The organism is Elioraea tepidiphila DSM 17972 (assembly GCF_000378465.1).
GTDB lineage: Bacteria > Pseudomonadota > Alphaproteobacteria > Acetobacterales > Acetobacteraceae > Elioraea > Elioraea tepidiphila.
Genome location: NZ_KB899912.1, coordinates 89,534 through 116,347, shown reverse-complemented (window position 1 = coordinate 116,347; position 26,814 = coordinate 89,534). Strand labels below are relative to the sequence as shown.

The window sequence follows — 26,814 nt, the reverse complement described above, 5'->3', positions numbered from 1 at the left end:
GCGATCCGCTCAGTTCGACGCCCGCCGCATCACCGCGAGGCCGCGCACCAGCTCGATCGCGCGCTGCAACTGGTAGTCGCGCGCGAGGTCGCCGAACTGGATCGGCGGCTGACCCTCGCCGGGCGGCTTGGGCGGGTTGGCCGAGCCCTCGACGAATCCGGGCGGCAGGGCGGGCGGCGTCAGGGGCGCCGCGCGCGCGGCGCCATTGCCGCCGTCGTTGCGCAGCGCGCGCGAGAGATTGGCCTCGCGGTCGCGCGCCTCGGCCCGTGCCTCGCCCTCGTAGAGCTCAACCACCACGTCGGGCTCGATCCCGGTCGCCTGGATCGACCGGCCCGAGGGCGTGTAGTAGCGCGCCGTGGTCAGCCGGATGGCGCCATTGCCGGGCAGCGGCATCACCGTCTGCACCGAGCCCTTGCCGAAGCTCCGCGTGCCGATCACCACCGCGCGGCGATGGTCCTGCAAGGCGCCGGCGACGATCTCGCTCGCCGAGGCCGAGCCGCCGTTGATCAGCACCACGATCGGCAGCCCGGCGGCGATGTCGCCCGGCTTGGCGTTGTAGCGCTGCGCATCCTCGGCCCGGCGGGCGCGCGTCGAGACGATCTCGCCCTGTTCGAGGAAGTCGTCCGACACCGACACCGCCTGGTCGAGCAGCCCGCCCGGGTTGTTGCGCATGTCGATGACCAGTCCCTTGAGCCGCGCCCCGCCCTGGGCGCGCAGCTGCTGCACGGCCCGGCGCAGGCCCTGGTCGGTCTGCTCGTTGAAGCTGGTGATGCGGATGTAGCCGACATCATCCTCCATCCGCGCGCGCACCGACTGGATGCGGATGATGTCGCGCACGATCGACATCTGCACCGGCTGGGTCTGGCCTTCGCGCCGGATCGTCAGCTTGATCTCGGTGCGCGGCGGCCCGCGCATCCGCTCGACCGCCTCGTTCAGCGTCAGCCCCTGCACGGAGCGGCCGTCGATATGCGTGATCAGGTCGCCCGCCTTGACGCCCGCGCGGAAGGCCGGGGTGTCGTCGATCGGGCTGATCACCTTGATGTAGCCGCTCTCCTGCGTGACCTCGATGCCGAGGCCGCCGAACTCGCCGCGCGTCTGCACCTGCATGTCGCGGAAGGTGCGCGGGTTCATGTAGCCGGAATGCGGGTCGAGGCTGGTCAGCATGCCGTTGATCGCGGCCTCGATCACCTCGCGGTCGTTCACCGGCTCGACATACTCGGCGCGGATGCGCTCGAACACGTCGCCGAACAGGCTGAGCAGGCGGTAGGTGTCGGCCCGCCCGCCGTCCTGCGCCTGCGCGCCCAGGCCGAGCCGCGCGCCGAGCCAGTCGCCGACCGGGTGGTTCAGCGCCGCCCCGGCGCCGAAGGCGATCGCGGCAGCGAGGAGAGCCGAGCGGAATGAAACCTTCATCTGAGACCGTCCGTTCCAGCGCGGCGAGCCGCGCGCGGGGCAACCGCCCCTCTTGATCCGCCGAGATCGCAAGGTATCGCCCCGGCTCGGCCGGGATCAAGGCGAGCGGTGCGGCGGGTCCGCACACAACTCCGGCAGGGCGGCGGGACTTCTCGGCCTGCGCGCGCCCCTCTGCCTGCGCCGCTTTACCACTTTACGACTTTAAGACTTTAAGCCTTTAAGCCTTTAAGCGGGTCGGCCGGGCCGCGCTACGCCGAAGCCGCAGGCACACCGATCCGTCGCCGGGTCGCGGCGGGGGCACGGCGGCTCTGACTGTTTTCCTATAACCGCCCCGGCGTGGCGCCGCAAGCCGGGCCGGGCGACAGGGAGACCACACCATGCCGATCCGCGCACGCGATCTCGGGCTTCCCTTCGCCGGCGAGCCGGGGACGCTGAACGCCATCACCGACATCGCCGGCCTGCATGTCGGCATGACCACGCTGATCGAGGACCGGCCCCGGCCCGGCCGCCCCCGCCCCGTGCGCACCGGCGTGACCGCGATCATCCCCCACGCCGACCGCGCCGACCCCGCCCCGCTCTACGCCGGCGTGCACCGCTTCAACGGCAACGGCGAGATGACCGGCACGCACTGGATCGCCGACGGGGGCTGGTTCTTCGGCCCCGTGCTGATCACCAACACCCATGCGGTGGGCCGCGCGCACCACGCCGCGATCGCCTGGATGACGCGCCGCTACGCCCGGCACTTCGCCGTGGGCCGCCGCGTCTGGGCCATGCCCGTGGTCGCCGAGACCTATGACGGGCGGCTGAACGACATCACCGCCCAGCCCCTGACCGAGGCGCATGTGCTCGCCGCGCTGGACAACGCCGCCCCCGGGCCGGTCGCCGAGGGCAATGTCGGCGGCGGCACCGGCATGATCGCCTATGGCTACAAGGCCGGCACCGGCACCGCCTCGCGCCGGGTCGCGATCGACGGGTGCCGCTACACGCTCGGCGCGCTGGTGCAGGCGAACCACGGGGCGCGCGAACGGCTGACCGTGTGCGGCGTGCCGGTCGGGTGCGGGCCGGAGCGGGCGGACCGCGCCGAGACCGGCTCGATCATCGCCGTCCTCGCGACCGACGCCCCGCTCCTGCCGCACCAGCTCGCGCGCCTCGCGCGGCGCGCCACGCTCGGCATGGGGCGCGGCGGCACGATCGGCGGCAACGGCTCGGGCGACCTGTTCCTCGCCTTCTCGACCGCGAATCCGGGCCCCATGCCGCTGGACGCGCCGTCGCATCTGCGGCTGGAGATGCTGAACGACGAGTGTCTCGATCCCCTCTACGCCGCCGCCGTGCAAAGCGTGGAGGAGGCCGTGCTCAACGCGATGGTGGCCGCGCGCGACATGGGCAGCGGGGAGGGCGACGACGCGAAGGTGCCCGCGATCGACCACGCGATGCTGCGCGGGGTGTTCGCGGGAGCGGGCGAACGATCGCTCCGCTGACGAGAGGGCCGCGTCTCGCCCTGTCGCGGCGCGATCCGGCCGCGACAGGGCAGGGCGCGGAGCGGCCGGGTATGAGGTTTCCTTTGGCGCGCAGCCGCCACACCAGCCCTGCGCGCGATCCCGGTCTGCCAAAGGTCAAACCTTTGGCGGCCCGGGATCAGCGCCTCGAGACGTTCCAGAACAGGGGCATCGGTCCCTTCAGGATCCCCGTGATGTCGCGACGGAACGCGAAGGGAATGAAGAACTGCCCGGTCGGGACATAGGGCAGGTCGCGCAGCGCCACCATCTGCATCTCCTCGCAGATGCGCGCCTGCTCCGCCTCGGTGGGCGCGACGAACCAGGCATCGCGCAGTTCCTCGAGCCGCGGGCTGGTCGGCCAGCCGAACCAGCTCCCCGGGCCGGTGCCGTTGCCGCGGATCGAGAGATGCGCCGCCGGATTGGCATGGTCGAACCCCGCCCACCAGGTGTGGAACAGGCTCCAGCCGCCGCGCTCCACCGGCTCGCGGCTCGCGCGCCGCTGCACCACCGTGCCCCAGTCCGTGGCGACGTATTCCAGGTTCATCCCGAGCCGGCGCAGCAGCTCGGCCGTCACCTGGCTCTGCGCGTTGGTGATCGGGATGTCGGTGGCGGCGATCAGCACCACCTTCTCGCCGTTGTAGCCGGCCTGTGCCAGTGCGCGCTTCGCCGCCTCGATGTCGCGCGGCCCGGTCAGCGCCTCCAGCCCCTTCTCGGTCGCCATCGGCGTGCCCGGCGTGAAGAAGCCGGCGTGCTTCCACAGCGCCGGGTCATTGCCGACGATCGCCTGCATGTAGTCGGCCTGGTCCATCGCCATCGCGAGCGCGCGGCGGATCGCGGCGTTGTCGAAGGGCGGATGGAGGTGGTTGAAGCGCAGGATGCCGATCTCGCCCAGCGGGTTCATCTGCTCCAGCACGATGTTGCGGTCGCGCCTGAGCACCGGGAACAGGTCGGCGAGCGGCGTCTCCCACCAGTCCACCTCGCCCGATTGCAGCGCCGCCGCCGCGGTCGCGGCATCGGGGATGATGTGCCACTCGATGCGCTCGAAATTGGCCCGCTTGCCGCCCGCGACCCAGTCCGCCGGCTCGCTGCGCGGCTGGTAGTCGGGGTTGCGCGTCCACACCGCGCGCGCGCCGGGGTTCCACTCGTCGCGCTGGAAGCGGAACGGACCGGAGCCGATCACATCCTCGGGCCTGATCTGGCTGTTGGCATCCGTCGCCGCGACGCGCTCGGGCATGATGAAGCAGACATTGCTCGCGGGCTTGCCCAGCGCGAACAGGGTCAGCGCGAAGGGCTGCTTCAGCCGGATCTCGAAGCGCCGGTCGTCCAGCACGCGGTACTCCTCGACCAGCGTGGCGAGCTTCTGCCCGATCGCGTCGCGCACCGCCCAGCGTCGGATCGAGGCGACGCAGTCGGCGCTGCGGACCGGCGCGCCGTCGTGGAACCTGAGGCCCGGGCGCAGCGTGATCGTGTAGACGCGGCGGTCGTCCGACAGGGTATGGCCCTCGGCCATCTGCGGCTGGGGGCGGAACTGCGAATCCAGCCCGAACAGCGTGTCCCAGACCATGAAGCCGGCGTTGCGGGTGATGTAGGCGGTGGTCCAGATCGGATCGATCACGGACAGGTTCGCGTGCGGCACCACCCGCAGCACGTTGCGGCCGGCGCCTTGCGCCAGCGCCGGGCGCGGCAGCGCCGCCGCGGCCGCGAGGGCGGCGCCCGCGGTCAGGAGCGTGCGTCGTGTCGTCATGGTCCTCTCCTCTCCTTGCGCATCCTTGGGGCGGCGCGCGCGCCGGCCCGTGGGTGATCGACGCTAGATCGGTTTCCACAAGAGTGGAAACCGCTCTGGTCATTCCCTGCGAGCATCTTCACGCACACGGCTGAGTCCAGCCGTGTGCGATCTGCTCTAGCCGCCGCCCCGCGCGGCCGACAAGCGGCCGAGATCGGCAGTGCGGTTACGCCAGCAGGCTCCGCCCCGTCATCGCCGCGGGCTGCGCGAGCCCCATCAGCGCGAGCAGCGTCGGCGCGACATCCGCCAGACGACCATCGTGCAGCCGCGCCCCCGCCGGCCCGCCCAGCAGCAGCACCGGCACCGGATTGGTCGTGTGCGCGGTATGCGGCCCGCCCGTCTCCGGATCGCGCATCAGCTCGGCATTGCCGTGATCGGCCGTCACCAGCAGCGCCCCGCCCATCGCGCGCACCGCCTCCGCGATCCGCCCCAGCCCCGCATCCACCGTCTCCACCGCCCTGATCGCGGCATCGAGCCTGCCCGTGTGCCCCACCATGTCGGGATTGGCGAAGTTCAGCACGATCAGATCGAACGCGCCGGACCGGATCGCCGCCACCGCGCGCTCCGTCACCTCGGGCGCGCTCATCTCGGGTTGCAGATCGTAGGTCGCGACCTTCGGGCTGGGCACGAGAATCCGTTCCTCGCCCGGAAACACCTCCTCGCGCCCGCCGTTCAGGAAGTAGGTCACGTGCGGATACTTCTCGGTCTCGGCGATGCGGAGCTGCGTCCGGCCGGCCGCCGCCACCACCTCGCCGAGAATCCCCGCGAGGCTCTGCGGCGGAAAGAGCGTGCCCATCAGGGGCGCGAGCTCGGCCGAGTACTGCGTCATCCCCGCCGCCGCCGCGATCTTCGGCACGCGCGGCCGCGCGAACCGATCGAAGCCCGGATCGAGCAGCGCGGCGAGGATCTGCCGCACCCGGTCGGCGCGGAAGTTGAAGCACAGCACCGCATCGCCGTCCGCCATCCCGGCATAGTCGCCGACCACCGCGGGGGGCACGAACTCGTCCGTCACGTCCTTGGCATGCGCCGCGCGCACCGCCTCCATCGCATCACCGACGCGCGGCGCGTCGGCGAGCACGATCGCGCGCCAGGCGCGCTCCACGCGGTCCCAGCGGTTGTCGCGATCCATCGCGAAGTAGCGGCCGGCGACGGTCGCCACGCGCGCGCCCTCGGGCAGGGCGGCGAGGAACCGCGGCAGGTCATCGGCCGCGGCGCGCGGCGGCGTGTCGCGCCCGTCCAGCCAGACATGCACGGCCACGCGCCTGCCCGCCGCGGTCACCGCGCGCGCGAGCGCCAGCGCGTGGTCCTGGTGCGAATGCACACCGCCCGGCGAGACGAGCCCCATCAGATGCACGGTGCCGGTGGTGCGGGCGATCAGCTCCGCGAGCGCGGGCAGGCGCGCGAGCGAGCCGTCCGCCACCGCGGCGTCGATGCGCGGCAGGTCCTGCATGACCACGCGCCCGGCGCCGAGATTGAGATGCCCGACCTCGGAATTGCCCATCTGTCCGTGCGGCAGCCCGACATCCGCGCCCGAGGTGCGCAGGAAGGCGTGCGGGCATTCGGTCCAGAGCCGGTCGAAATTCGGCGTGCGGGCGAGCCGCACGGCGTTGTCCGCGGTCTCCTCGCGCCAGCCCCAGCCGTCGAGGACCACCAGCATCACGGGTCGGGTCATGCGCTGCGGGTATCCCCAAGTGCGGGGGGCCGCAAGGCCCGGGGTGCGGCTCAGCAGTCGCCGATCGCGCGCACCAGCCCCCAGCCATAGATCGGATCGCGCCCCGGCGGCCCGAGATCCTGCGCCGCCGCCGCGAGCCGCCGCGCCGCCTCGGCCGGATCGAGCCCGCCCTGACGGGCGAGCGCCAGCGCCGCGGCGACGAAGGGCACGGCGTAGGAGGTGCCCGAGCGCGTCACTGGCGGGCGATCGGCCGCCACCAGCACCGGCAGCCCCACGCCCGGGGCGGCGAAGTCGATATGCGGGCCGCGCACCGCCTGGGCGAAGATGCGCGCGTTGCGGTCCACCCCCGTCACAGCGGTCGCCCAAGGATGCGCGGCGGGGTAGCGCGGCGGCGCGCGCGGCCCGTCATTGCCCGAGGCCGCCACCGCCGACATGCCGCGCGCGGCCGCCGCCGCGCCGGCCTCGTCCACGACCGCGTTCGCGGGTCCCGCGAAGGCCATCGCCACCACGGCCACGCCACGTTCGGCGAGCAGCCCGATCGCCTCGGCGATGTCGAAGGCGTCCGCCGCGTCGCCCTCGGGCCGGCGGTGGAACGCATCGACCGCGATCACGCGCGCGCCCGGCAGAAGGCCCCGGCCCGCGCCGGTGCCGGCGCCGGCGAGCAGCGTCGCGACCGCGGTGCCGTGCGCGGCCGAGGCGGCAGCGCGATCGGGTCCGCGCAGCGTCACCGCCTCGACCCGGCCGGCGAGCGCCGGCAGCGCGGGATCGACCGGCGTGTCGATCAGCCCAACCGTCAGCCCCGCGCCGCACCCCGGCGCATCCGGCCAGGCGATCAACGCGAGGAACGGCGTCGGCGCGCAGGCCGCACCCTGGCAGCCCAGTGCTGCGGAGCCGGGGCGGTAGAGGTGGTTCAGATCGACCGTCGCGGCCGGCGCGATCGCGCGCAGCCGGTCGCGCGCGGCCGCGGTGTCGAGCCCCGGCGGCGCGCGCAGGCGGGCGAGCGCGCCGCGCTCGGCGACCACCGAGAAGCCCTCGGCCAGCGCCTGGGCGCGCGCGGCCGGGCTCAGCCCGCGCGCCACCAGTTCGCCCGGTTCAGCCTCCGGCGCGTCGGGTGCGGCCGGAGGCAGCGGCAGGGCCCGCGGCGCCGGCGCCGGACGGCCGAACAGCATGCCCATCAGGCTGCGCACGTCGCGGCGGAAATCGGTGCCGGGGTTGGGGCCGAGATCCATCCGCCCGCCGCGCCCCTCGCCGCCGCCGCCGGGGCCGGACGCGGCTCCGGGCGCACCGCCGTCGTCGGAATCGTCGTCGTCCGCCGCGGCCGGCAGGGCCAGCGCGAGCCCGAGCGCGAGCGCAGGCAGCACTCGGCACAGGCGGCGCTTCGGCGATGTGCCCTTGTCGGCCCGCATGGCGGCGCAATCTACCCGATCGCGCCCGGTTCGGCCTAATCTCGCCCCTCCCGTCCCCCGCTCTGCCCGCAGGACACCCGCCGCGTGGCCTCCGACTTCGCCCATGATCTCGTGGCCCTGCTGCCGCGGCTCCGACGCTTCGCCCGCGCGCTCGCCGGCGCGCCGGACCGGGCCGACGACCTGGTGCAGAGCGCCTGCGAGCGGGCCTTGCGCGCGCGTGACACATTCCAGCCAGGAACGCGCCTCGACGCATGGATGTTCCGCATCCTCCGCAACGTTTGGATCGATGCGGCCCGGCGATCCGGTGCCCGCGGCGGCGAGCACGCTGGCCTGGACGAGGTTGCGGAGCAGGCGGGATGGGACGGACGGGACGTGACGGAGACCCGGCTGATGCTGGCGAAGACGCGCGAGGCGATCGCCGCGCTGCCGCCGGAGAGCCGGGAGGTGGTGGTGCTGGTCTGCGTCGAGGAGCTGTCCTACCGCGAGGCGGCGGAGGTGCTGGAGGTGCCGGTGGGCACGGTGATGAGCCGGCTGTCGCGCGCGCGGGTGAAGCTCGCCAAGGCGCTGGGCCAGGTGCAGGACGAGGACGTGCCATGAGCGGGCGATCGGTCTCCGACGAGGCGCTGACCGCCTATGCGGACGGCGAGCTCGACGCCGCCGAGGCGGCGCGGGTGCGCGAGGCGGTGGCGGCCGATCCCGCGCTCGCCCGGCGGCTCGCCGCGCTGCGCGAGGCGCGGGAGGCGGCGCGCGCGGCCTATGCCGAGGTCGCGCGCGAGCCGGTGCCGGCGGCGCTGATCGCCACCGTCCTGGCGGCCGACGGCGCCGCCCCGCCGCGCCGCGCCGCCAACACCAATGTCCGGCGCACCGCCGCGATCGCCGCCTCGGTCGCGCTGGTGGTGGGCGGGATGCTGGGCGCGCTGCTCGCGCCGAGCCCGACGCGCATGGCCCACCCGCTCGATCCGCTCGGCCCGGCCACGCCGATGCTCGCGCGCGCCCTCGACGCGGCGGCGAGCGGCCAGGAGGTGGCCTTCATGGGCGGCATGATCCGGCTGCTGGCGACCTACCCGACCGCGCAGGGCCCCTGCCGCAGCTTCGCGGTGGAGAGCGCGACCCCCGTCACGGCGCTCGCCTGCCGCGAGGGCGATGTCTGGCGCACGCGCATCGCGGTCGCGCGCCCGGTCACGGCGGGGGGATTCACGCCGGCCGCGGGCGAGGATCCGCTGCTGCGCGAGCTCCTGGATCGCATCAGCGCCGGTGCGCCGCTGGATGCCGAAACGGAGCGGCGCACGATCGAGCGCGGCTGGCGCTGAGGGCGACGAAAAGGGGGAGCGGGCTGCCCCGCTCCCCCGTTTGACCGGCCCTTCCGGCTCAGCGCCAGCGGCCGCCCCAGCCGTCGCGGCCGCCGTCGCCGATGCCGGCGCGCGGCCCGTCGCCGCGTCCGCCGCGTCCGCCATAGCCGCCGCGGCCATCGCCGCCCGACGAGTTCGAGCTCGAGTTGCTCGACGAGTTCGAGGAGCTGTTGCTGCTCGAGTTGGACGAGGAGTTCGACGACGAGTTGGACGAGCTGTTGCTCGACGAGTTGCTGCTGCTGTTCGAGCTGGAGTTGCCGACGAACTGCAGCGTGCTCGTGTCGGTCCTGCCGGGATCGACCGGCCTCAGGCGCGCCTCGGCCGCGCCGGCGGCAAGCATCGCCGCGCCCGCAGCCGTCATGATGGTGATCTTTCGCATCGTTTCGGTTCTCCCGTCTGATCCGGGCCTCGTGCGCCGTGGCGGCGAAGCATCCGGTGAGAGAAGAACGGGCTGTCGCGCCCGGTATTCCGCTCAGCGCGCCGCGCGCGCCTCGCGCCGGTACCAGCCGTCCGCGGCGATGGTCTGGCGCAGGATACGCTCGCGGATCGTTGCCTCCTCGGCTGTTTCCGCGCGCACCTCGCCACCGATCGCGGCGTCCGCGCGGCGGAACGGGATCACCTGCACCAGCGGCGTGCCGCGCTCGATCACGTGCACGCCGTCCGGACCGGTGGCGAAGAACGGCAGGTGCACCGGGCTCGCGTAGCTGTCGGTATCGACGATGCCGGCGACGCACTGGAACACCGGGTTGGGGCGGTTCAATGGCGGCAGGAACAGGCACGACCAGCCCTTGGCCGTGCGGATGGTCCAGTGGTTGTGGAACTTGCACGGCGGCCGCGGCTCCATCGGGTTGCCCGCGACCTGCGGCGGCGAGTGGTTGCTGACCATGGTGCGGTCGAACTCCCAGCCGGCGTGCACGGTGCGGCCGCCATCGGCGATCTCGAGCCGGACGGTCGCGGCGAGGGGCAGGATCCAGCCGGTGGCGAGCGCATCGAAGAACGGCATGCAGCGCTTGGCGGTGAGCCCGTTGTTGGTCGCCGAGAGATGCGCGCGGTCGATCGCCGGCAGCTTGCGGAACCAGTCGGGCAGCAGGGATTTCGCCGGCACCGGCGGGGCGATCACGCCCTCGTCCTCGGGCCGGCAGGTGAACAGGATCACGGGGTCCTTGCGCATGCGCGGGGAACGCCGCTGCGGGCGGGGTTATTCCGTCGTGGGGGCCAAGGGCCGCAAGGCCCTTGCCCCCACACCCCCCATCCCGCGAGGGCGTCGCTCCCGTTGGTCGCGACGCGGGCCCCCTCCAGGGGGCGTGGGGGGCCTTGCGGCCCCCACTCTCGTTTTCCTACTCCGCCGCCGCAGGCGCCACCGCCGCGGCGCGCGCCGAGCCCGCCGTCAGCACCGCCGCCGCCAGCAGCGCCGCCGAGGCCAGGAACACCGCGGACGGCGCGCCGAGGTCCATCAGCAACCCCATCGGCGCGGGCGCGAGCGCCCCGCCCAGCGGCAGCCCCGCCGAGACGAAGCCGAACACCTGGCCCGTCGTGCCCGCCGGCGCCGCCTGCCGCACCAGCAGATCGCGCGACGGCATCACCACGCCGAGACAGAACCCGGCCAGCGCCGCCGCCGCGATCACCGCGAGCTCGCCCATCGGCACCACGCCGAGCAGCACCACCAGCGCCGCGCAGGAGAACATCATCGCCGCGACCACGCCGACCAGGTTGCGGCTGCGATCGGCGATCCACCCGCCCGCCAGCGTGCCGACCGTGCTCGCGATCAGCCATCCGGTCAGCGCCGCCGCGGCGGCCGCCACCGACACGCCGTGGATCAGCGGCATCGCCGCGACCATGAAGGTCTGCACGCCCGACGCCCCCATCGCCAGCAGCGCCATGAAGGCGAACAGCAGCAGGATCGGCCGCGAGCCCAGCACGGCGCGCGTCGACGGCGCCTCGTGCCTGCGCTTCGACTCGCTGCGCAGGATGCCGGCGAAGGCCGCGATCGCCACCGTGCAGGGCAGGCCCGCGAGCCCCACCGCGATCAGCGCCCCGCGCCAGCCGAGCCAGGCCTCGAGCGCGATCATCAACGGCGGCGCGGCCGCGAACCCGGCATAGCCCGCGGCGGTGTGCAGGCTGAACGCCCGGCCCATGCGCCGCTGGTCGATCGAGCCGGCAAGGATCGCGTAGTCGCAGGGGTGGATGGTCGCGTTGCCGAGCCCCGAGACGATCGCCGCCACCAGCAGCACCGCCCACCCCGGCGCGAGCCCGAGCCCCGCCGTGCCGAGCGCCATCAGCGCCGTGCCGCCGATCAGCCAGGGCGCCGCGCCGCGCCGGTCCACCCACACCCCGATGGGCGTCTGCCCGAGCGCGGTCACCGCCGAGAGCACCGCCGTGATCGCACCCAGCGCGGCGTAGGACAGGCCGAGCTCCGCGCGCATCATCGGGAACATCGGCGGGATGCAGAGGATGTAGAAATGGGACAGGAAATGCGCCGCCGCGATCAGGGTGATCACGGCCGCGTCGCGTCGCTTGATCGGCGCCGCGCTCATCGGGGCCGTCTGGAAGGGGTCATGACGCGGCGAGGCTAGGCCCGGCCCGGCCCCCCGTCCACCCGCCGGGTACGAGGTTTCCTTGGCGCGCAGCCGCCACAGCAGCCCTGCGCGCGATACCGGGCTGCCAAAGATCGAACCTTTGGCAGCCCGGTATCAGAGCTCCAGATCGTCGTCGAGCGCATCGCCCTCGGGCGGCTCGGCCTCGGCCGCCGCGGCCTCGCCGGCCATCATCGAGGCGAGCGCGCCGCCGAGCAGGAATCCGCCCATCACCGCGAGCGCGGTCGTGCCGGCGGTGCCGACGAAGCCGCGGCCCTGGTCGAACAGCCCGGGCCGCCAGCCGGGCGCGTGCGTGGCTGGGGGCGGCAGCATCGGCCGGCCGCCGCCGAAGATCCCGCCGAAGATCCCGCCCGTGTTGCGCGCGCGTTCGAGCTGCCATTCGAGCTGGTTGATGCGGTTGTTCGCCTCCGCCAGCGCGTGCTCCTGGAAGAACGCCATCTGCGCGATGCGGTAGCGCGCCTCGGGGTGGCGCGCGAACAGCTCGGCGAGCAGCGCGTCCGCCTCGGGGTCGATCGGCTCGCCGCCTGCCTCGACCACGCGGGTGACGAACTCGGTGATCAGTCGGCGTTCCTCGTCGGTCATGCGCGCGCTCCCCGGTCTTCGTGCCGCCCTGAGGTGGCGGCGCGGGCGGGCGCCATCAAGCGCGCTCGCGGGGCCGTCAGAGCCCGAGTCGGGCGATCTCGATCGCCGGGCAGCGGTCCATCACCGCGACCAGCCCGGCCGCACGCGCGCGGTCGCGCGCGGCCGGATCGATCACGCCGAGCTGCAGCCACACCGCCTTCGCGCCGATCGCGATCGCCTCGTCCACCACGCGCCCGGCCTCGGCGGAGCGGCGGAAGATGTCCACGAGATCGACCGGCCCCTCGATCCCGGCGAGCCGCCCCACCACGCGCCGGCCGTGCAGCATCTGCCCGGCGAGGCCCGGGTTCACCGGCACCACGTCGTAGCCGCGGCCGAGCAGGAACCGCATCACCCCGTGCGACGGTCGCTCGGGCTTCGCCGAGGCGCCGACCAGGGCGATGCGCCGGCTCGCCGTCAGCAGAAGGCGGATGTCGTCGTCGGAGAGGTCGTCCTGCGCCATCGCGCGACGCTGGGGCACGAGCGCGTGTCCGGGCAAGCGCGCGGGTTGCGGGGCCGCCCCGCGCGTGCATCTCTGCCGCATGCCCAACCTGATCGCGCGTCTCCTCTCCCCGCCGCCGGTGGTGGCGGTGCTGCCGCTGGCCGGCATGATCGCCCCGCGCGCGGCCGTGTTCGGCCGCCAGCCGCTCGCGGTCGAGACCCTCGGCCCCGCGATCAGCCGCGCCTTCTCGGTGCGGCGGCTCGCCGGCGTGGCGCTGGTGGTGAACTCGCCCGGCGGCTCGGCGGCGCAGTCGGCGCTGATCGCGGCGCGCATCCGCCAGCACGCCGAGGAGAAGAAGGTGCCCGTCACGGCCTTTGTCGAGGATGTGGCTGCCTCGGGCGGGTACTGGCTCGCCTGCGCGGCCGACGAGATCCTGTGCCTGGAGACCTCGATCCTCGGCTCGATCGGCGTCATCACCACCGGGTTCGGCTTCGCCGGGCTGATGGAGCGGATCGGCGTGGAGCGCCGGCTCTACACCGCGGGCGAGAAGAAGTCGCTGCTCGACCCGTTCCGCCCGACCCGCGAGGAGGACGTCGCGCGGCTGCGCGGCATCCAGGAGGCGCTGCACGCGCGCTTCAAGGCGTGGGTGCGCGAGCGGCGCGGAGCGAAGCTCAAGGCGGACGAGGCGGAGCTGTTCTCGGGCGAGTTCTGGGCCGGCGAGCGGGCGGTCGCGCTCGGGCTCGCGGACGGGATCGGCGAGCTTCGCGCCACGATGCGGGCGCGCCACGGCGAGCGTGTGCGCTTCGCCGTGTTCGGCCGCCAGCGCCGCGGCTGGTGGAGCCGCTTCCTGCCCACACCCGAGGGGCTGATCGCCGCGGCCGAGGAGCGCGCGGCCTGGGCGCGCTTCGGGCTTTGACGCCGCCCGGGCCGAGGGTCCACCTTGGGCAGCCGGGCAGTACGTTTCCCGTCTCCGGCGTTCTGGTCTAGAAGCCCGGCGGTTCCGTTGGAAGGTGGCGCGCCGTGATCCGCTTGGTGCTGCTCGGCCTGGTGCTGGCCGGGGTCTGGTATCTCTACCGCATGGTCACGCAGCAGGGCGCGGCCTCGACCCCACCGCCCGCGCAGCCCGCGAACGATGCCGGCCCGGCCGAGGCCGCCCCGCCCCCGGAGGCGGAGGCCGAGGAGATGACCGAGTGCCCGGTCTGCCGCGCCTATCTGCCGGTCGGCGCGCATGAGGGCTGCGGCCGGCCCGACTGCCCGATCCCGGCGGTCGCGGCGGCGCAGGAGGAGGGGGCCGGGCCTCCGCCCGAGGCGCCGCGCGCCGAGGAGCCGCCGAAGCCGGCGTGAGGCCGCTCAGCCGACCACCTGCCGGAGCCAGTCCTGAAGATTGTAGTGGTTGCTGATCCGCGCGACCCGGCCGCCACGCAGTTCGAAGAACGCGCCGGCCGGCAGGACATAGCTCTGGCCGCGCGCCTCCGGCAGGCCGGGATCGGTGACGAGGTAGCGGCCATGCACGGTGAACTCCGCCGCCGCGCGGGTGCCGCCGGGCTCGGTGAGCACCACGAGGTCCTCGATCCGCTCGGCGTAGCAGCGGTTCATCCGCGCCATGAACGCCCGGAACGCCTCGCGCCCGGTCTCGCGCGGCCCCTGGCTGATGTCGTGCACCACGTCCTCGGCGAGCAGCGCGAGGAACCCCTCGAGGTCGCCGCGGTTGAAGGCGTCGTAGTAGGCGCGGACCGTGGCCTCGGCCTGGGCGCGGGGGTCGCTCATCTGCTGCACCTGCGAAGTGTTGCCGCTGTCAGGGGCGGCGGATAAGGTGCCGCCCCCCGCGCCGCAAGAGCCGAAGACGCCCGCCGATGGATGTCCGCCCGCCCCCGCGCAGCTTCCAGGAGGTGATCCTGAGGCTCAATGCCTTCTGGGCGGCGAAGGGCTGCGTGATCCTGCAACCGTATGACATGGAGATGGGGGCGGGCACGTTCCACCCGGCGACCACGCTGCGCGCGCTCGGGCCCCGGCCCTGGAACGCGGCCTATGTGCAGCCCTGCCGCCGGCCCTCGGACGGGCGCTACGGCGAGAACCCGAACCGGCTGCAGCACTACTACCAGTACCAGGTGATCCTGAAGCCCTCGCCGCCCGACCCCCAGGCGCTGCTGCTCGCCTGCTACCGCGCGCTCGGACTCGATCCGCGCCTGCACGATTTCCGCTTCGTCGAGGACGACTGGGAGAGCCCCACACTCGGCGCCTGGGGGCTCGGCTGGGAGGTCTGGTGCGACGGCATGGAGATCACCCAGTTCACCTATTTCCAGCAGGTCGGCGGCATCGCCTGCGAGCAGCCCTCGGCCGAACTGACGCTCGGGCTTGAGCGGCTGGCGATGTACATCCTCGGGGTCGAGAACGTGTTCGACCTGCCGTTCAACGACCCGGGGAGCCCCGCGCCGCTCAGCTACGGCGACGTGTTCCTGCGCGCCGAGCGCGAATTCAGCGCGCACAACTTCGAGCACGCGGACACGGAGCAGCTGTTCCGCCACTTCGCCGATGCGGAGAAGGAGTGCGCGGCGCTGCTCGCGAAGGGGCTGGCGCTGCCGGCCTATGACCAGTGCATCAAGGCCTCGCACCGCTTCAACCTGCTGGACGCGCGGGGGGTGATCAGCGTCGCCGAGCGCGCATCCTATATCGGCCGGGTGCGCGCGCTGGCGAAGGCGTGCTGCGAGGCGTGGCTGGCGGCCGAGACCGCCACGCTCGTTTCTACCAATCCGGCGTGATAGTCGACCATCGCCATGGGACACCAGCTCAACATCAAGTCCGAGGAGGCCTACCGGCTGGCCTCGGAACTCGCGGCGCTGAAGGGCGAGAGCCTGACCGAGGCGGTGACCGCGAGCCTGCGCGAGCGGCTGGCACGCGAGCGGCGGCTCGCGGACAGGGAGGCGCGGGCGGCGCGGATCGAGGCGCTGACCCGGGACATCCCGGCGCGGCTCGCCCCCGGCACGACCAGCGCCAGCCACGACGAGCTCTGCGGCCCGGACGGGCTGCCGACGTGATCGTCGATACCTCGGCCCTGCTGTCCGTGATGCTGCACGAGGCGGATCGCGCGCGCTATCGCGACGCGATCCTCGCCGCGCCGCGCCCGGCGATCTCGGCCGCGAACTGGCTCGGAGGCGCGATCGTGCTGGAGCGCCGCGGCGACGCGACCGCCGCGGCGCGCTACGAGCCGGTCTGCGAGGCGCTGGGGCTGACCATCGAGCCGGTGACGCCTTCCCAGGCCGTGCTGGCGCGCGATGCGTATCGCGCCTTCGGCAGGGGCAGGCACCCGGCCGGCTTGAACTTCGGCGACTGCTTCGCCTATGCGCTGGCGAAGGAGCGCGACGAGCCGCTGCTCTTCAAGGGCGAGGACTTCGCCCGCACCGACGTGAAGCAGGCGCTCTGATGCCGGAACTGCTGCTGGAGCTGTTCTCCGAGGAGATCCCGGCGCGGATGCAGGCGCGCGCGGCGGAGGACCTGGCGCGGCTGGTCGGCGCGGCGCTGGCGCCGCTCGCGCCGCAGGATGTGCAGACCTTCCACGGCCCGCGCCGTCTGGCGCTGGTGGCGCAGGTCGCGCCCGGCACGCCGGAGACGCGCAGCACCGAGCGCGGCCCGCGCGCCGGCGCGCCCGAACAGGCGCTCGCCGGGTTCCTGAAGAAGCACGGCGCGACCCGCGACTCCCTGCGCGAGGAGGGCGGGTATCTGGTGCTCGACCGGGTCGTTCCGGCGGTCGATGCCGCGACCATCATCGCGCGCGAGCTGCCCAGCCTGCTCCGCCGCTTCCCCTGGCCGAGGTCGATGCGCTGGGGCGGCACGTCGACCTTCGCCTGGGTGCGGCCCTTGCGGCGCATCCTCTGCGTGCTGGACGGCGCGGTGGTGCCGTTCGACCTGCGAGAGGGCGAGGATGACGGGCATGGGCTCGCCTCGGGCAACGAAACGGAAGGGCACCGGTTCATGGCGCCGGGCGCCTTCGCGGTCGCCGGCTTCGCCGACTACCGCGCCGAGCTCGCCGCGCGCCACGTGATCCTCGATGCGGCCGAGCGGGAGGCGCTGATCCGCAAGGATGCCGCGCGGCTCGCCGCGGCCGAGGGGCTCTCCGTGGTCGAGGATCCGGGGCTGATCGCCGAGATCGCGGGGCTGACCGAATGGCCGGTCGGGCTGATGGGGCGGATCGACGCGGCCTTCATGGACCTGCCGCCCGAGGTGCTGCGCACCTCGATGCGGGTGAACCAGCGCTACCTGTCGTTGCGCAACCCGGACGGGTCGGCGGCCGCGCGCTTCATCGTGTTCGCCAATGTGGTGCCGGCGGATGGCGGTGCCGCGATCGTCGCCGGCAACGAGCGCGTGCTGCGCGCGCGGCTGTCGGATGCGCGCTTCTTCTGGGACCAGGACCGCCGGCAACCGCTTGAAGCGTATCTGCCGAAGCTCGCCGAGGTGACGTTCCACGCGAAGCTCGGTTCGCAGCGCGACCGCGTCGATCGGCTGATGCGGCTCGCGGGCGAGATCGCGCCCCTGGCCGGCGCCGACCGTGCGCTTGCCGAACGCGCCGCCCTGCTCTGCAAGGCCGATCTCGTCACCGGCATGGTCGGCGAGTTCCCGGAGCTGCAGGGCGTGATGGGACGCTACTACGCGCTCGCGCAGGGCGAGGACGGGGCGGTCGCGAACGCGATCCGCGACCACTACGCCCCGCGCGGCGCCGAGGACGACGTGCCGGCCGAGAAGGTGGCGGTCGCGCTCGCGCTCGCCGACCGGATCGATACGCTCACGGGGTTCTTCGCCGCCGGCGAGAAACCCACCGGCTCGGGCGATCCCTTCGCGCTGCGCCGCGCCGCGCTCGGCATCATCCGGATCGTGCGCGACAACGACTTGCGGCTCGATCTCGCCCGCTTCGTCGATGCCGAGGTGCTCGACTTCATCTTCGAACGGCTCCGCGTGCAGCTCCGTGCCGAGGGCAAGCGCCACGACATCGTCGCCGCGGTGCTGGCGCGCGGGGCGGACGGCGATCTTCTCCGCGTGCTCGCGCGCGCCGAGGCGATCGAGGCGCTGCTCCGCACCGAGGACGGCGCCAATCTGCGCACCGCCTATGCCCGCGCGGCCAACATCCTGCGCATCGAGGAGAAGAAGGACGGCCGCGCCTACGACGCGCCTCCCGATCCCAGGCACTACCGCGAGGTGCAGGAACAGGCGCTCGCCGCCGCGCTGGACACGGCCGAGCCCGCGATCGACACACACCTCGCCAGCGAGGACTTCGTCGCCGCGATGACCGATCTCGCCGCGCTGCGCGCCCCGCTCGACGCGTTCTTCGATCACGTCACCGTCAACGCGCCGGAACCGGAGCTGCGCGAGAACCGTCTGTTCCTCCTCTCCCGCGTGCGCCGCGCGATGGACCGCATCGCCGACTTCTCGAAGCTCGAAGGATGAATCGCATGAGCGTCGTTGCCGACACGAAGTGGGTCTACGCCTTCGGGGCGGGGCGCAACGAGGGCCGCGCCGAGATGCGCAACCTGCTCGGCGGCAAGGGCGCCAATCTCGCCGAGATGGCGTCGATCGGCCTGCCGGTCCCGCCCGGCTTCACCATCACCACCGAGGTCTGCACCGCGTTCTACCGCAACGACCGGCGCTACCCGGACGGGCTGGACAGCCAGGTGAAGGACGCGCTCGCCGCCGTCGAGCAGGCGGTCGGGCTGAAGTTCGGCGACCCGAAGGCGCCGCTGCTCGTCTCGGTGCGTTCGGGCGCGCGCGTCTCCATGCCCGGCATGATGGACACGGTGCTCAATCTCGGCCTGAACGACGCGACCGTGCAGGGCCTCGCCGACGCCTCCGGCGATCCGCGCTTCGCCTGGGATTCCTACCGCCGCTTCATCCAGATGTTCGGCGGCGTCGTGCTCGGCGTCGATCACCACCGCTTCGAGGACATCATCGAGGAGGTGAAGCACGAGCGGCTGGTGACCGAGGACACGGCGCTGACCGCGGCCGACTGGCAGCGCGTCGTCACCGGCTACATGGCGATGGTCGAGGAGGCGACCGGCAGGCCCTTCCCGCAGGACCCGATGGACCAGCTGTGGGCGGCGATCGGCGCGGTGTTCGGCTCCTGGATGAACCAGCGCGCGATCACCTATCGCCGCCTGCACGACATCCCCTCCGACTGGGGCACGGCGGTGAACGTCCAGGCCATGGTGTTCGGCAACATGGGCGAGGACTGCGCCACCGGCGTGTGCTTCACCCGCAACCCATCCACCGGCGCGAACGAGCTCTACGGCGAGTTCCTGGTGAACGCCCAGGGCGAGGACGTGGTCGCCGGCATCCGCACGCCGCAGCCCCTGTCGCGCTCCGCGGCCAAGCCCGGCGAGGTCTCGATGGAGGAGGCCATGCCGGAGGTCTATGCCGAGCTTCTGCGCGTGCGCGAGCGGCTGGAGCGGCACTACCGCGACATGCAGGACATCGAGTTCACGGTGCAGCAGAAGCGGCTCTACATGCTGCAGACGCGCAACGGCAAGCGCACCGCGGCGGCCAGCCTGCGCATCGCCGTGGACATGGCGAACGAGGGGCTGATCACGCGCGAGGAGGCGGTGCAGCGCGTCAGCCCCGCCGGGCTCGATCAGTTGTTGCACCCGATGCTCGATCCGACGGCGAAGCGAACGCTGCTCGGCAAGGGGCTGCCCGCCTCGCCGGGGGCGGCGAGCGGCACGGCGGTGTTCTCGGCCGACGAGGCCGAGGCGCGCGCGCAGAAGGGCGAGAGCGTGATCCTGGTGCGGATCGAAACCAGCCCCGAGGACATCCACGGCATGCACGCCGCCAAGGGCATCCTGACCACGCGCGGCGGCATGACCAGCCACGCCGCGGTGGTGGCGCGCGGCATGGGCCGGCCCTGTGTCGCCGGCGCGGGCGGCATCGTCGTCGATTACGCCGCGCAGACCGTCTCGGCCGGTCGGCAGATCATCCGCGCGGGCGAGACGCTCACCATCGACGGCACCACCGGCGAGGTGTACGTGGGCTCGGTCGCGATGATCGAGCCGCAGCTCTCCGGCGACTTCGCGACCCTGATGGAATGGGCCGACCGGGTGCGCACCCTCAAGGTGCGCACCAATGCCGACACGCCGGCGGATGCCGAGACCGCGCGGCGTTTCGGCGCCGAGGGCATCGGCCTCTGCCGCACCGAGCACATGTTCTTCGACCCCGAACGCATCCTCGCCGTGCGCGAGATGATCATCGCCAGCGACGAGGCGGGGCGTCGGCGCGCGATCGCCAGGCTCCTGCCGCATCAGCGCAAGGACTTCGTCGCGCTGTTCCGCATCATGGCCGGGCTGCCGGTGACGATCCGCCTGCTCGACCCGCCGCTGCACGAGTTCATCCCGCATGGCGAGCACGAGCTCGCCGAGATCGCCGAGGCGCTGGGCACCGATCTCGAGACGATGAAGCAGCGCGTGCTGGCGCTCTCCGAGGCCAACCCCATGCTCGGCCACCGCGGCTGCCGGCTCGGCATCTCCTATCCCGAGGTCTACGAGATGCAGGCGCGCGCGATCTTCGAGGCCGCGCTCGAGGTCGCGGCCGAGACCGGCGCGGCGCCGATCCCGGAGATCATGATCCCTCTGGTGGGGCTCCGGAAGGAGCTCGAGATCACGCGCGCGATGGTGGAGGAGACGGCGAAGGCGGTGTTCGCCGAGAAGGGCGCGACCGTGGAGTACCTGGTCGGCACGATGATCGAGCTGCCGCGCGCGGCGCTGACGGCGGATCGCATCGCCGAGGTCGCCGACTTCTTCAGCTTCGGAACGAACGACCTGACGCAGACCGTGTTCGGCCTGTCGCGCGACGATGCCGGCAAGTTCCTGCCGCTCTATGTCGAGAAGGGAATCATGCCGAAGGACCCCTTCGTCAGCCTCGACATCGAGGGGGTCGGCGAGATGGTGAGGATCGCCGCCGAGAAGGGCCGGCGCACCAAGCCGGACCTCAAGCTCGGCATCTGCGGCGAGCACGGTGGCGATCCGGCCTCGATCGCCTTCTGCCAGACGGTCGGGCTCGATTACGTCTCCTGCTCGCCCTATCGCGTGCCGGTCGCGCGCCTCGCCGCGGCGCAGGCCGCGCTGGGCGCGGGCGGCGTGGACCGGACGGCGTGAGGCGTCCTCTCCGCCATCACAGCCAGCGCCGCACCCGCGCGAGATAGTCGCGATAGGGCTGGCCGAACCGTGCCGCCAGGTAGGGCTCCTCGCGCGCGATCACGAGCCGGTCCATCACGATCAGCACGGGCACCAGCAGCAGAAGCGCCCAGACGTTGGCGAGCGCGAGCGCCAGCCCGGCATAGGCGGCGCTGACGCCGAGATACATCGGGTTGCGGCTGATCGCGTAGGGGCCGCGCATCACCAGCCGGCGCGCGGCCTGCCAGGTCGGGATGCCGGTGCCGGCGCGGTGGAACAGCCATGCCGCCCAGGCCGCGAAGACGCACCCGAACACCAGCAGCATCGAGGCCGCGCCATGCCGCAGCCCGTCGGGCCAGGCCACGTGCGGCCCGAGCGGTGCGAGCCACTCCAGCGCGACCGCGAGCAGGAACGCCCCGCCGTAGAGCACGGGCGGATGCACCGCGACGGGCGGGGGATCGTCGGTCACGCCGCGTCGGCCCGGGGCAGCACCATCCAGGCCGGGATCTCGGGCCGGAGCGTCGCCTCCCCGCAGGCGAGCGGCCGGCCCGGCCGGATCGCCTCGATGCGCAGGATCGCGAGCGCCCGGTCGTCGCGGCCCGAGCGGATCGTGCCGGCCTCGGCGCCGTCGAGCAGCGCCGGCGTGCCGGGTGCGGGGAGGGGGCCCTCGACCGTGACCGGCACGAGGCGGCGCTTCACCAGGCCGCGGTACTTGGTGCGCGCGGTCAACTCCTGGCCCATGTAGCAGCCCTTGGTCCAGGAGACCCCGTGCAGTTCGTCGAACCCGGCCTCCAGCAGCACGGTGCGGCCGCTCTCGAGATCGCGCGAGCCGTCCGGCAGGCCGAGCCGCAGCCGGTGCCGGTCGTAGTCCGCGGCCTCGGCATCGCCCGATGCGGTGCCGGACGGCCGCAGCACCCGCCACCCGGCCTCGGGAAGCCGCGGATCGCGCCCGCCCACACCTTCGGGCGCCGCGTCGCCCCAGGCGGCCAACACCTCCCAGGCCGGGCTCTCGTCGGCGATCGTGACCTTCGCGCGCAGCCGGAACCGCCCGAGCTGCTGCACGAGGAACCCGGCCTGGGCGCGCTCGCAGTCGAGCAGCAGGCGCTCGCCGTCCCGGATGATGAAGAAATCCGCGAGCCACTTGCCCTGCGGCGTCAGCAGCGCCGCCCAGACGGGGCCGCGCGCGGCGGCGGCGACGTCGTTCGACACCAGCCCCTGGAGGAACGGCGCGGCATCGGCGCCGGCGATGGCGACGACGCCTCGGTCGGGCAGCACGGCACTCGGCATGGGTCGGACATGGGCGAGCCCGGCCCCTAGCGCAATGCCCCGCGGGCTGTGCTACACGCCGCCCGCCATGCGCATCCTGTTCGTCACCGCCACCCGGATCGGGGATGCGGTGCTGTCCACCGGCCTGCTCGACCATCTGATCCGCGCCCATCCGGGCGCGCGCGTCACCGTTGCCTGCGGGCCGGCGGCGGCCGGGCTGTTCGCGCATGTGCCGGGGCTGGAGCGGGTGATCCCGATGGAGAAGCGGGAGTTCCGGGGGCATTGGTGGTCGCTCTGGGCGGCCTCGGTGCGCACGCGCTGGGATTTCGTCGTGGACCTGCGCGGCTCGGCGCTGTCGTGGCTGCTGCGCGCGCGCCGCCGCGCGGTGATGGGGGGCGGGCGGCGGCCGGGGCATCGGCTGGTGCAGCTCGGCGCCGTGCTGGGGCTCGATCCTGCGCCCCTGCCGGTGGTCTGGACCGTTGAGGCGGATCATGCGCGTGCGGCCATGCTGCTGCCGCCTGGCCCGCCGGTGATCGGGCTCGGCCCGACCGCCAACTGGCCGGGCAAGGTCTGGGCGCCGGAGCGGTTCGTCGCGCTCTTCGATCGGCTCGCCGGCGCGGGCGGCGCGCTCCCGGGTGCACGTGTCGCCGTGTTCGCCGGTCCCGGCGAGACGGAAGCCGCGATGGCCGCTCCCGTGCTCGCGGCGCTGCCGCGCGGGCGCACGATCGACCTCGCCGGCCGGCTGACACTGACCGAGGCGGCGGCGGCGCTTTCGCGCTGCGCGCTCTATGTCGGCAACGATTCCGGGCTGATGCACCTGGCCGCTGCCGCCGGCGCGCCCACCGTCGGGCTGTTCGGACCGAGCCCGCCCGAGGAATACGCGCCCTGCGGGCCGCACGCCGCGGTCGCGCGCACGCGCGTGCCGATGGCCGAGCTGATCGCCGCCCCCGGCTACGACCACCGCACCACCGGCAGCCTGATGGGCTCGCTGCCGGTCGAGGACGTGGTCGAGGCAGCGTCCGGGCTGCTCGCGCGCCTCGCCCCGGCCGCGGCGCAGTGACCGCGCCGCGCCTCTCCGCGCTGGTGGTCGCGCGCAACGAGGAGGCCCGGCTCGCGGCCTGTCTCGACACGCTGCGCTTCGCCGACGAACTCGTCGTCGTGCTCGACCGCTCGACCGACCGGTCGGGCGAGATCGCGCGCGCATCCGGGGCGCGCGTGGTCGAAGGCGCCTGGGAGCTTGAAGGCGCGCGCCGCAATGCCGGGCTCGATGCCTGCACGGGCGACTGGGTGCTGGAGGTGGATGCGGACGAGCGCATCCCCGCTTCCCTGGGCGAGGAGATCCGGCGCGTGATCGCGACCTCGCCCCACGCGTGGCACGAGATCCCGGTGGACAACTTCATCGGCGAGCGCCTGGTGCGGCACGGCTGGGGCGGATCGTTCGGCACCTCGGCGGTGCCGCGGCTGTCGCGCAAGGGGGCGAAGCGCTGGGGCATGCAGCGCGTGCATCCGTCGCTCGCCTGGACCGGCACCAAGGGGCCGCGCCTGACCCAGGCGATCCAGCACTATGTCGATCGCGACATCTCCGACGTGCTGCGCCGGCTCGACCGCTACAGCTCGGCCAAGGCGGCCGACCTGCTCGCCGCGGGCGAGATCGGCACGCTTCCGGGCAATCTGCGCCGGTTCGTCTCGCGCACGGTCAAGTGCTACGTCTCGCGCAAGGGCTATCGCGAGGGCGGCTGGGGGCTGCTGATCGCGCTCTGCGCGGGGCTCTATCCGCTGCTCGCGCACCTGAAGGCGCGGCTCGAGCCCGAGCGGCACCGGCCGGACGCCTCGTGACGCGCGCGGCGATGATCATGGCGGGCGCGCATCATGGCGGAGCCGAGACGTTCTTCGTCCGGCTCTGCGTCGCCCTTGCGGGCGCGGGCGAGGAGGTGCTGGCGGTGATCCGCCGCGATGCCGACCGCGCGTCCGCCCTGCGCCGCGGCGGGCTTGCGCCGGTCGAGCTCGGCTTCGGCGGGCCGCTCGACCTGCTGACGCGGCCGCGGCTTGCGCGCGCGCTCGGCCGCTTCGCTCCGCGCGTCGCGATGGCCTGGATGAACCGCGCGGCGCGCTTCACGCCGCCGGGGCCCTGGGTGCGGGTCGGGCGGCTCGGCGGCTACTACGATCTCCGCTACTACGGCGGCTTCGACCACCTGGTGGGCAACACGCAGGGCATCGTCGAGTGGATCGCGCGCCAGGGCTGGCCGCGCGCACGCGTGCACCATCTGCCGAACTTCGCGCCCGATCTCGCCGGCGCCGCGCCGGTGGATCGCGCCGCGCTCGGCGTTCCGCGCGACGCGTTCCTGGTGCTGACCATGGGCCGGCTGCATCCCAACAAGGGCTTCGACGTGCTGATCGAGGCGATCGCGCATCTGCCCGACGTCGTCGTCGCGATCGCCGGCGAGGGCGAGGAGCGCGCGGCGCTGACCGCGCTCGCAGATCGGCTGGGCGTGAGCGAGCGCGTGCGCTTCCTCGGCTGGCGCGACGACCAGGCGGCGCTGCTCGCCGCCTGCGACCTGTTCGTCTGCCCCTCGCGTCACGAGCCGCTCGGCAATGTCGTGCTGGAGGCGTGGTCGGCCGCGCGGCCGGTGGTCGCCGCGTCCTCGCCCGGCCCAGCCGAGCTGATCGCGCACGGCACCACGGGCCTGCTCGTTCCGGTCGAGGATGCGCGCGCGCTTGCCGAGGCGATCGCCGCGCTGCGCGACCAGCCGGCGCGCGCGCGCGCCCTCGCCGCAGCGGGCCGCGCCGCCTTTCTGCGCGCGCATGCCGAAGCCCCGGTGCTCGCGCGCTGGCGCGGCTTTCTTGCCGAGGTCGCGCGCTGATGTGCGGCATCGCTGGCATCGCGCTGAAGCACGGCGAGACCGCGCCGACCGGGGTGCTGGCCGCGCTCGACGCGTCCCTCGCGCATCGCGGTCCCGACGGGGCCGGGCAGACCGTGGCGGCGGGGGCCGCGCTGGTGCATCGCCGTCTCGCGATCATCGACGTCGCCGGCGGCGACCAGCCGCTGTTCGAGCCGGGCGGCGCGGCCCTGATCGCCAATGGCGAGATCTACTCCTATCGCGAACTGCGGCGCGACCTGCTGGCGGATGTCGCCTTCGCGACGGGGAGCGACTGCGAGCCCGCGCTGCATCTCTATCGCCGCGAGGGGCTCGGCTTCGCGGATCGCCTGCGCGGCATGTGGGCGATCGCGATCCATGACCGCGCGGCGCGGCGCGTGGTGCTGTCGCGCGATCCGTTCGGCATCAAGCCGCTCTACCTCGCCGAGACGAAGCAGGGCCTCGCCTTCGCCTCGGAGCCGCGCGCGCTGCTCGATGCCGGGCTGGTCGCGCGCGGGATCGATCCGCGCGCGCGCGACGAGCTGCTCGAACTCCAGTTCACCACCGGCGCCGAGACGATCTTCCCCGGCATCCGTCGCGTGCTGCCGGGCGAGACGATCGCGATCGAGGAGGGGCGCATCGTCGAGCGCCGCCGCCGCGCCGCGCTGCCGGAGGGCGGGCCGGAGGCGATCGACGACGCGGCCGCGCTCGCACGGCTGGATGTCGCGCTGACCGAGAGCGTGGAGCTGCATCAGCGGAGTGACGTGCCCTACGGGCTGTTCCTCTCCGGCGGCATCGACAGCGCGGCCGTGCTCGCGCTGATGCGCCGCCTGAACGACCGGCCCGTGCTCGCCTTCACGGCAGGCTTCGACGACCCATCCGCCGCCGACGAACGCGCCTCGGCGCGCGCCGCGGCACAGGCGGCCGGCGCCGCGCACGAGGAGATCACCGTCACCGAGGCCGATTTCTGGACGCATCTTCCGGCGATCGCCGCGTGCATGGACGACCCGGCGGCCGACTACGCGATCGTGCCGACCTGGCTGCTCGCCCGCCGTGCGCGCCAGGACGTGACCGTGGTGCTGTCGGGCGAAGGGGGCGACGAGATCTTCGGCGGCTACGGCCGCTACCGCGCCGCCATGCGGCCCTGGTGGCGCGGCGGCAAGGTGATGCGCGCGCGCGGCATCCTCGAACGGCTCGGGCTGCGCCGCCACGCGACCTCGGCCTGGCGCGACGGCATGGAGGCCGCGGCGGCGGCGGCCGCCTCGCCGGGGCGCACGCGGCTGATGGTCGCGCAGGCGACCGACATGGTGGACTGGCTGCCGAACGATCTCTTGACGAAACTCGACCGCTGCCTGATGGCGCATGGCGTCGAGGGCCGCACGCCGTTCCTCGACCCCGCGGTCGCGGCCGCCGCGTTCCGCCTGCCGGACGGGCTGAAGGTGCGCGGCGGCCTCGGCAAATGGGTGCTGCGCGCCTGGCTCGACCGGCACCTGCCCGAGGCGCGCGCCTTCGCGCGCAAGCAGGGCTTCACCGTGCCGGTCGGCGCCTGGATCGCGCGCCAGGGCGAGCGGCTCGGCCGGCTCGTTGCCGCCGATCCGGCCGTTGCCGAGCTCTGCGCGCCGGATGCCGTGGCCGCGCTGTACCGGAAGCACGGCAAGCACGAGGGCTTCGCCGCCTGGACGCTGCTGTTCTACGCCCTCTGGCACCGCGCGCATGTGCGCGGGCTTGCGCCCGCGGGCGACGTGTTCGACACCCTGGCCGCGCGCGACTGACACG

General features: G+C 73.6%; 26 protein-coding genes. 14 read left to right on the top strand and 12 right to left on the bottom strand.

Annotation, left to right across the window (positions count from 1 at the left end):
• Positions 1-9 precede the first annotated feature (9 nt).
• The gene (locus F563_RS0103515; protein WP_019013260.1) at positions 10-1,410 is read right to left on the bottom strand and encodes a S41 family peptidase; all 1,401 of its coding nucleotides are present in this window, start codon (positions 1,408-1,410) and stop codon (positions 10-12) included.
• A 377-nt stretch (positions 1,411-1,787) separates the two neighbouring features.
• Here F563_RS0103515 and F563_RS0103510 point away from each other — a divergent pair, with 377 nt between their 5' ends.
• Positions 1,788-2,888 (top strand): DmpA family aminopeptidase, encoded by a 1,101-nt coding sequence (locus tag F563_RS0103510; protein ID WP_019013259.1) that lies wholly within the window; start codon positions 1,788-1,790, stop codon positions 2,886-2,888.
• A 157-nt stretch (positions 2,889-3,045) separates the two neighbouring features.
• On the opposite strand, the gene F563_RS0103505 is transcribed toward F563_RS0103510, so the two are convergent.
• The 3 genes from F563_RS0103505 to F563_RS21415 all read right to left on the bottom strand — a co-directional run bounded on the left by F563_RS0103505 (position 3,046) and on the right by F563_RS21415 (position 7,767).
• Entirely contained in the window at positions 3,046-4,650 is a 1,605-nt protein-coding gene (locus F563_RS0103505) for an ABC transporter substrate-binding protein (protein ID WP_019013258.1), read from the bottom strand.
• A 205-nt stretch (positions 4,651-4,855) separates the two neighbouring features.
• On the bottom strand, positions 4,856-6,361 hold the full coding sequence (gene gpmI, locus F563_RS0103500) for a 2,3-bisphosphoglycerate-independent phosphoglycerate mutase (protein ID WP_019013257.1): 1,506 nt from the start codon (positions 6,359-6,361) through the stop codon (positions 4,856-4,858).
• Between the two features lie 50 nt (positions 6,362-6,411).
• Complete coding sequence (locus tag F563_RS21415; protein WP_019013256.1) at positions 6,412-7,767, bottom strand: S8 family serine peptidase; 1,356 nt, start codon at positions 7,765-7,767, stop codon at positions 6,412-6,414.
• Positions 7,768-7,851: 84 nt separating this feature from the next.
• Between F563_RS21415 and F563_RS0103490 the strand changes: the two genes are divergently transcribed.
• Together F563_RS0103490 and F563_RS0103485 are read left to right on the top strand one after the other, a co-directional pair.
• Positions 7,852-8,364, top strand: coding sequence for an RNA polymerase sigma factor (locus F563_RS0103490; RefSeq protein ID WP_019013255.1), 513 nt, complete (start codon positions 7,852-7,854; stop codon positions 8,362-8,364).
• Complete coding sequence (locus F563_RS0103485) at positions 8,361-9,077, top strand: zf-HC2 domain-containing protein (protein ID WP_019013254.1); 717 nt, start codon at positions 8,361-8,363, stop codon at positions 9,075-9,077. Before F563_RS0103490 ends, F563_RS0103485 begins: the two co-directional genes overlap by 4 nt.
• A gap of 58 nt (positions 9,078-9,135) precedes the next feature.
• On the opposite strand, the gene F563_RS24665 is transcribed toward F563_RS0103485, so the two are convergent.
• From F563_RS24665 to F563_RS0103460, 5 genes are all read right to left on the bottom strand, one after another.
• Positions 9,136-9,495, bottom strand: a complete 360-nt coding sequence (locus F563_RS24665; protein WP_019013253.1) for a hypothetical protein — start codon at positions 9,493-9,495, stop codon at positions 9,136-9,138.
• A gap of 93 nt (positions 9,496-9,588) precedes the next feature.
• Entirely contained in the window at positions 9,589-10,287 is a 699-nt protein-coding gene (locus F563_RS0103475; RefSeq protein ID WP_019013252.1) for a DUF6065 family protein, read from the bottom strand.
• A 166-nt stretch (positions 10,288-10,453) separates the two neighbouring features.
• Positions 10,454-11,650, bottom strand: a complete 1,197-nt coding sequence (locus tag F563_RS0103470; protein ID WP_019013251.1) for an MFS transporter — start codon at positions 11,648-11,650, stop codon at positions 10,454-10,456.
• Between the two features lie 156 nt (positions 11,651-11,806).
• The gene (locus tag F563_RS21405) at positions 11,807-12,292 is read right to left on the bottom strand and encodes a DUF2076 domain-containing protein (protein WP_019013250.1); all 486 of its coding nucleotides are present in this window, start codon (positions 12,290-12,292) and stop codon (positions 11,807-11,809) included.
• Between the two features lie 76 nt (positions 12,293-12,368).
• On the bottom strand, positions 12,369-12,791 hold the full coding sequence (locus F563_RS0103460) for a CoA-binding protein (protein ID WP_019013249.1): 423 nt from the start codon (positions 12,789-12,791) through the stop codon (positions 12,369-12,371).
• 79 nt (positions 12,792-12,870) lie between these two features.
• On the opposite strand from F563_RS0103460, the gene F563_RS0103455 reads away from it, so the two are divergent.
• Both F563_RS0103455 and F563_RS0103450 read left to right on the top strand, forming a co-directional pair.
• On the top strand, positions 12,871-13,686 hold the full coding sequence (locus F563_RS0103455; protein WP_019013248.1) for a S49 family peptidase: 816 nt from the start codon (positions 12,871-12,873) through the stop codon (positions 13,684-13,686).
• A 104-nt stretch (positions 13,687-13,790) separates the two neighbouring features.
• Positions 13,791-14,114 (top strand): hypothetical protein, encoded by a 324-nt coding sequence (locus F563_RS0103450; protein WP_019013247.1) that lies wholly within the window; start codon positions 13,791-13,793, stop codon positions 14,112-14,114.
• 6 nt (positions 14,115-14,120) lie between these two features.
• On the opposite strand, the gene F563_RS0103445 is transcribed toward F563_RS0103450, so the two are convergent.
• Positions 14,121-14,537 carry a ketosteroid isomerase-related protein gene (locus F563_RS0103445; protein ID WP_019013246.1) on the bottom strand — a complete coding sequence of 139 codons (417 nt, stop codon included), beginning with the start codon at positions 14,535-14,537 and terminating at the stop codon, positions 14,121-14,123.
• A gap of 86 nt (positions 14,538-14,623) precedes the next feature.
• Here F563_RS0103445 and F563_RS0103440 point away from each other — a divergent pair, with 86 nt between their 5' ends.
• The 5 genes from F563_RS0103440 to ppdK are packed head-to-tail and all read left to right on the top strand — an operon-like array spanning position 14,624 to position 20,899.
• Positions 14,624-15,529, top strand: a complete 906-nt coding sequence (locus F563_RS0103440; RefSeq protein ID WP_019013245.1) for a glycine--tRNA ligase subunit alpha — start codon at positions 14,624-14,626, stop codon at positions 15,527-15,529.
• A 15-nt stretch (positions 15,530-15,544) separates the two neighbouring features.
• Positions 15,545-15,805 carry a type II toxin-antitoxin system VapB family antitoxin gene (locus F563_RS0103435; RefSeq protein ID WP_019013244.1) on the top strand — a complete coding sequence of 87 codons (261 nt, stop codon included), beginning with the start codon at positions 15,545-15,547 and terminating at the stop codon, positions 15,803-15,805.
• Complete coding sequence (locus tag F563_RS0103430; protein WP_019013243.1) at positions 15,802-16,191, top strand: type II toxin-antitoxin system VapC family toxin; 390 nt, start codon at positions 15,802-15,804, stop codon at positions 16,189-16,191. The genes F563_RS0103435 and F563_RS0103430 overlap by 4 nt, the downstream gene beginning before the upstream one ends.
• Positions 16,191-18,206 (top strand): glycine--tRNA ligase subunit beta, encoded by a 2,016-nt coding sequence (glyS, locus tag F563_RS0103425; RefSeq protein WP_019013242.1) that lies wholly within the window; start codon positions 16,191-16,193, stop codon positions 18,204-18,206. The genes F563_RS0103430 and glyS overlap by 1 nt, the downstream gene beginning before the upstream one ends.
• 5 nt (positions 18,207-18,211) lie before the next feature.
• Positions 18,212-20,899 carry a pyruvate, phosphate dikinase gene (gene ppdK, locus F563_RS0103420; protein ID WP_019013241.1) on the top strand — a complete coding sequence of 896 codons (2,688 nt, stop codon included), beginning with the start codon at positions 18,212-18,214 and terminating at the stop codon, positions 20,897-20,899.
• 16 nt (positions 20,900-20,915) lie between these two features.
• Here ppdK and F563_RS0103415 read toward each other — a convergent pair whose 3' ends face one another.
• Together F563_RS0103415 and ygfZ are read right to left on the bottom strand one after the other, a co-directional pair.
• Positions 20,916-21,386, bottom strand: coding sequence for a methyltransferase family protein (locus tag F563_RS0103415; protein ID WP_019013240.1), 471 nt, complete (start codon positions 21,384-21,386; stop codon positions 20,916-20,918).
• Entirely contained in the window at positions 21,383-22,204 is an 822-nt protein-coding gene (ygfZ, locus tag F563_RS0103410) for a CAF17-like 4Fe-4S cluster assembly/insertion protein YgfZ (protein WP_019013239.1), read from the bottom strand. The genes F563_RS0103415 and ygfZ overlap by 4 nt, the downstream gene beginning before the upstream one ends.
• Before the next feature lie 67 nt (positions 22,205-22,271).
• Between ygfZ and F563_RS0103405 the strand changes: the two genes are divergently transcribed.
• The 4 genes from F563_RS0103405 to asnB are packed head-to-tail and all read left to right on the top strand — an operon-like array spanning position 22,272 to position 26,810.
• Positions 22,272-23,243, top strand: coding sequence for a glycosyltransferase family 9 protein (locus tag F563_RS0103405; protein WP_026299292.1), 972 nt, complete (start codon positions 22,272-22,274; stop codon positions 23,241-23,243).
• Positions 23,240-24,019, top strand: a complete 780-nt coding sequence (locus F563_RS0103400) for a glycosyltransferase family 2 protein (RefSeq protein WP_019013237.1) — start codon at positions 23,240-23,242, stop codon at positions 24,017-24,019. The genes F563_RS0103405 and F563_RS0103400 overlap by 4 nt, the downstream gene beginning before the upstream one ends.
• Before the next feature lie 17 nt (positions 24,020-24,036).
• The gene (locus F563_RS0103395; protein ID WP_084596376.1) at positions 24,037-25,044 is read left to right on the top strand and encodes a glycosyltransferase; all 1,008 of its coding nucleotides are present in this window, start codon (positions 24,037-24,039) and stop codon (positions 25,042-25,044) included.
• Positions 25,044-26,810: an asparagine synthase (glutamine-hydrolyzing) gene (asnB, locus tag F563_RS0103390; protein ID WP_019013235.1), complete on the top strand. Its 1,767-nt coding sequence runs from the start codon at positions 25,044-25,046 to the stop codon at positions 26,808-26,810. Before F563_RS0103395 ends, asnB begins: the two co-directional genes overlap by 1 nt.
• Positions 26,811-26,814 lie beyond the last annotated feature (4 nt).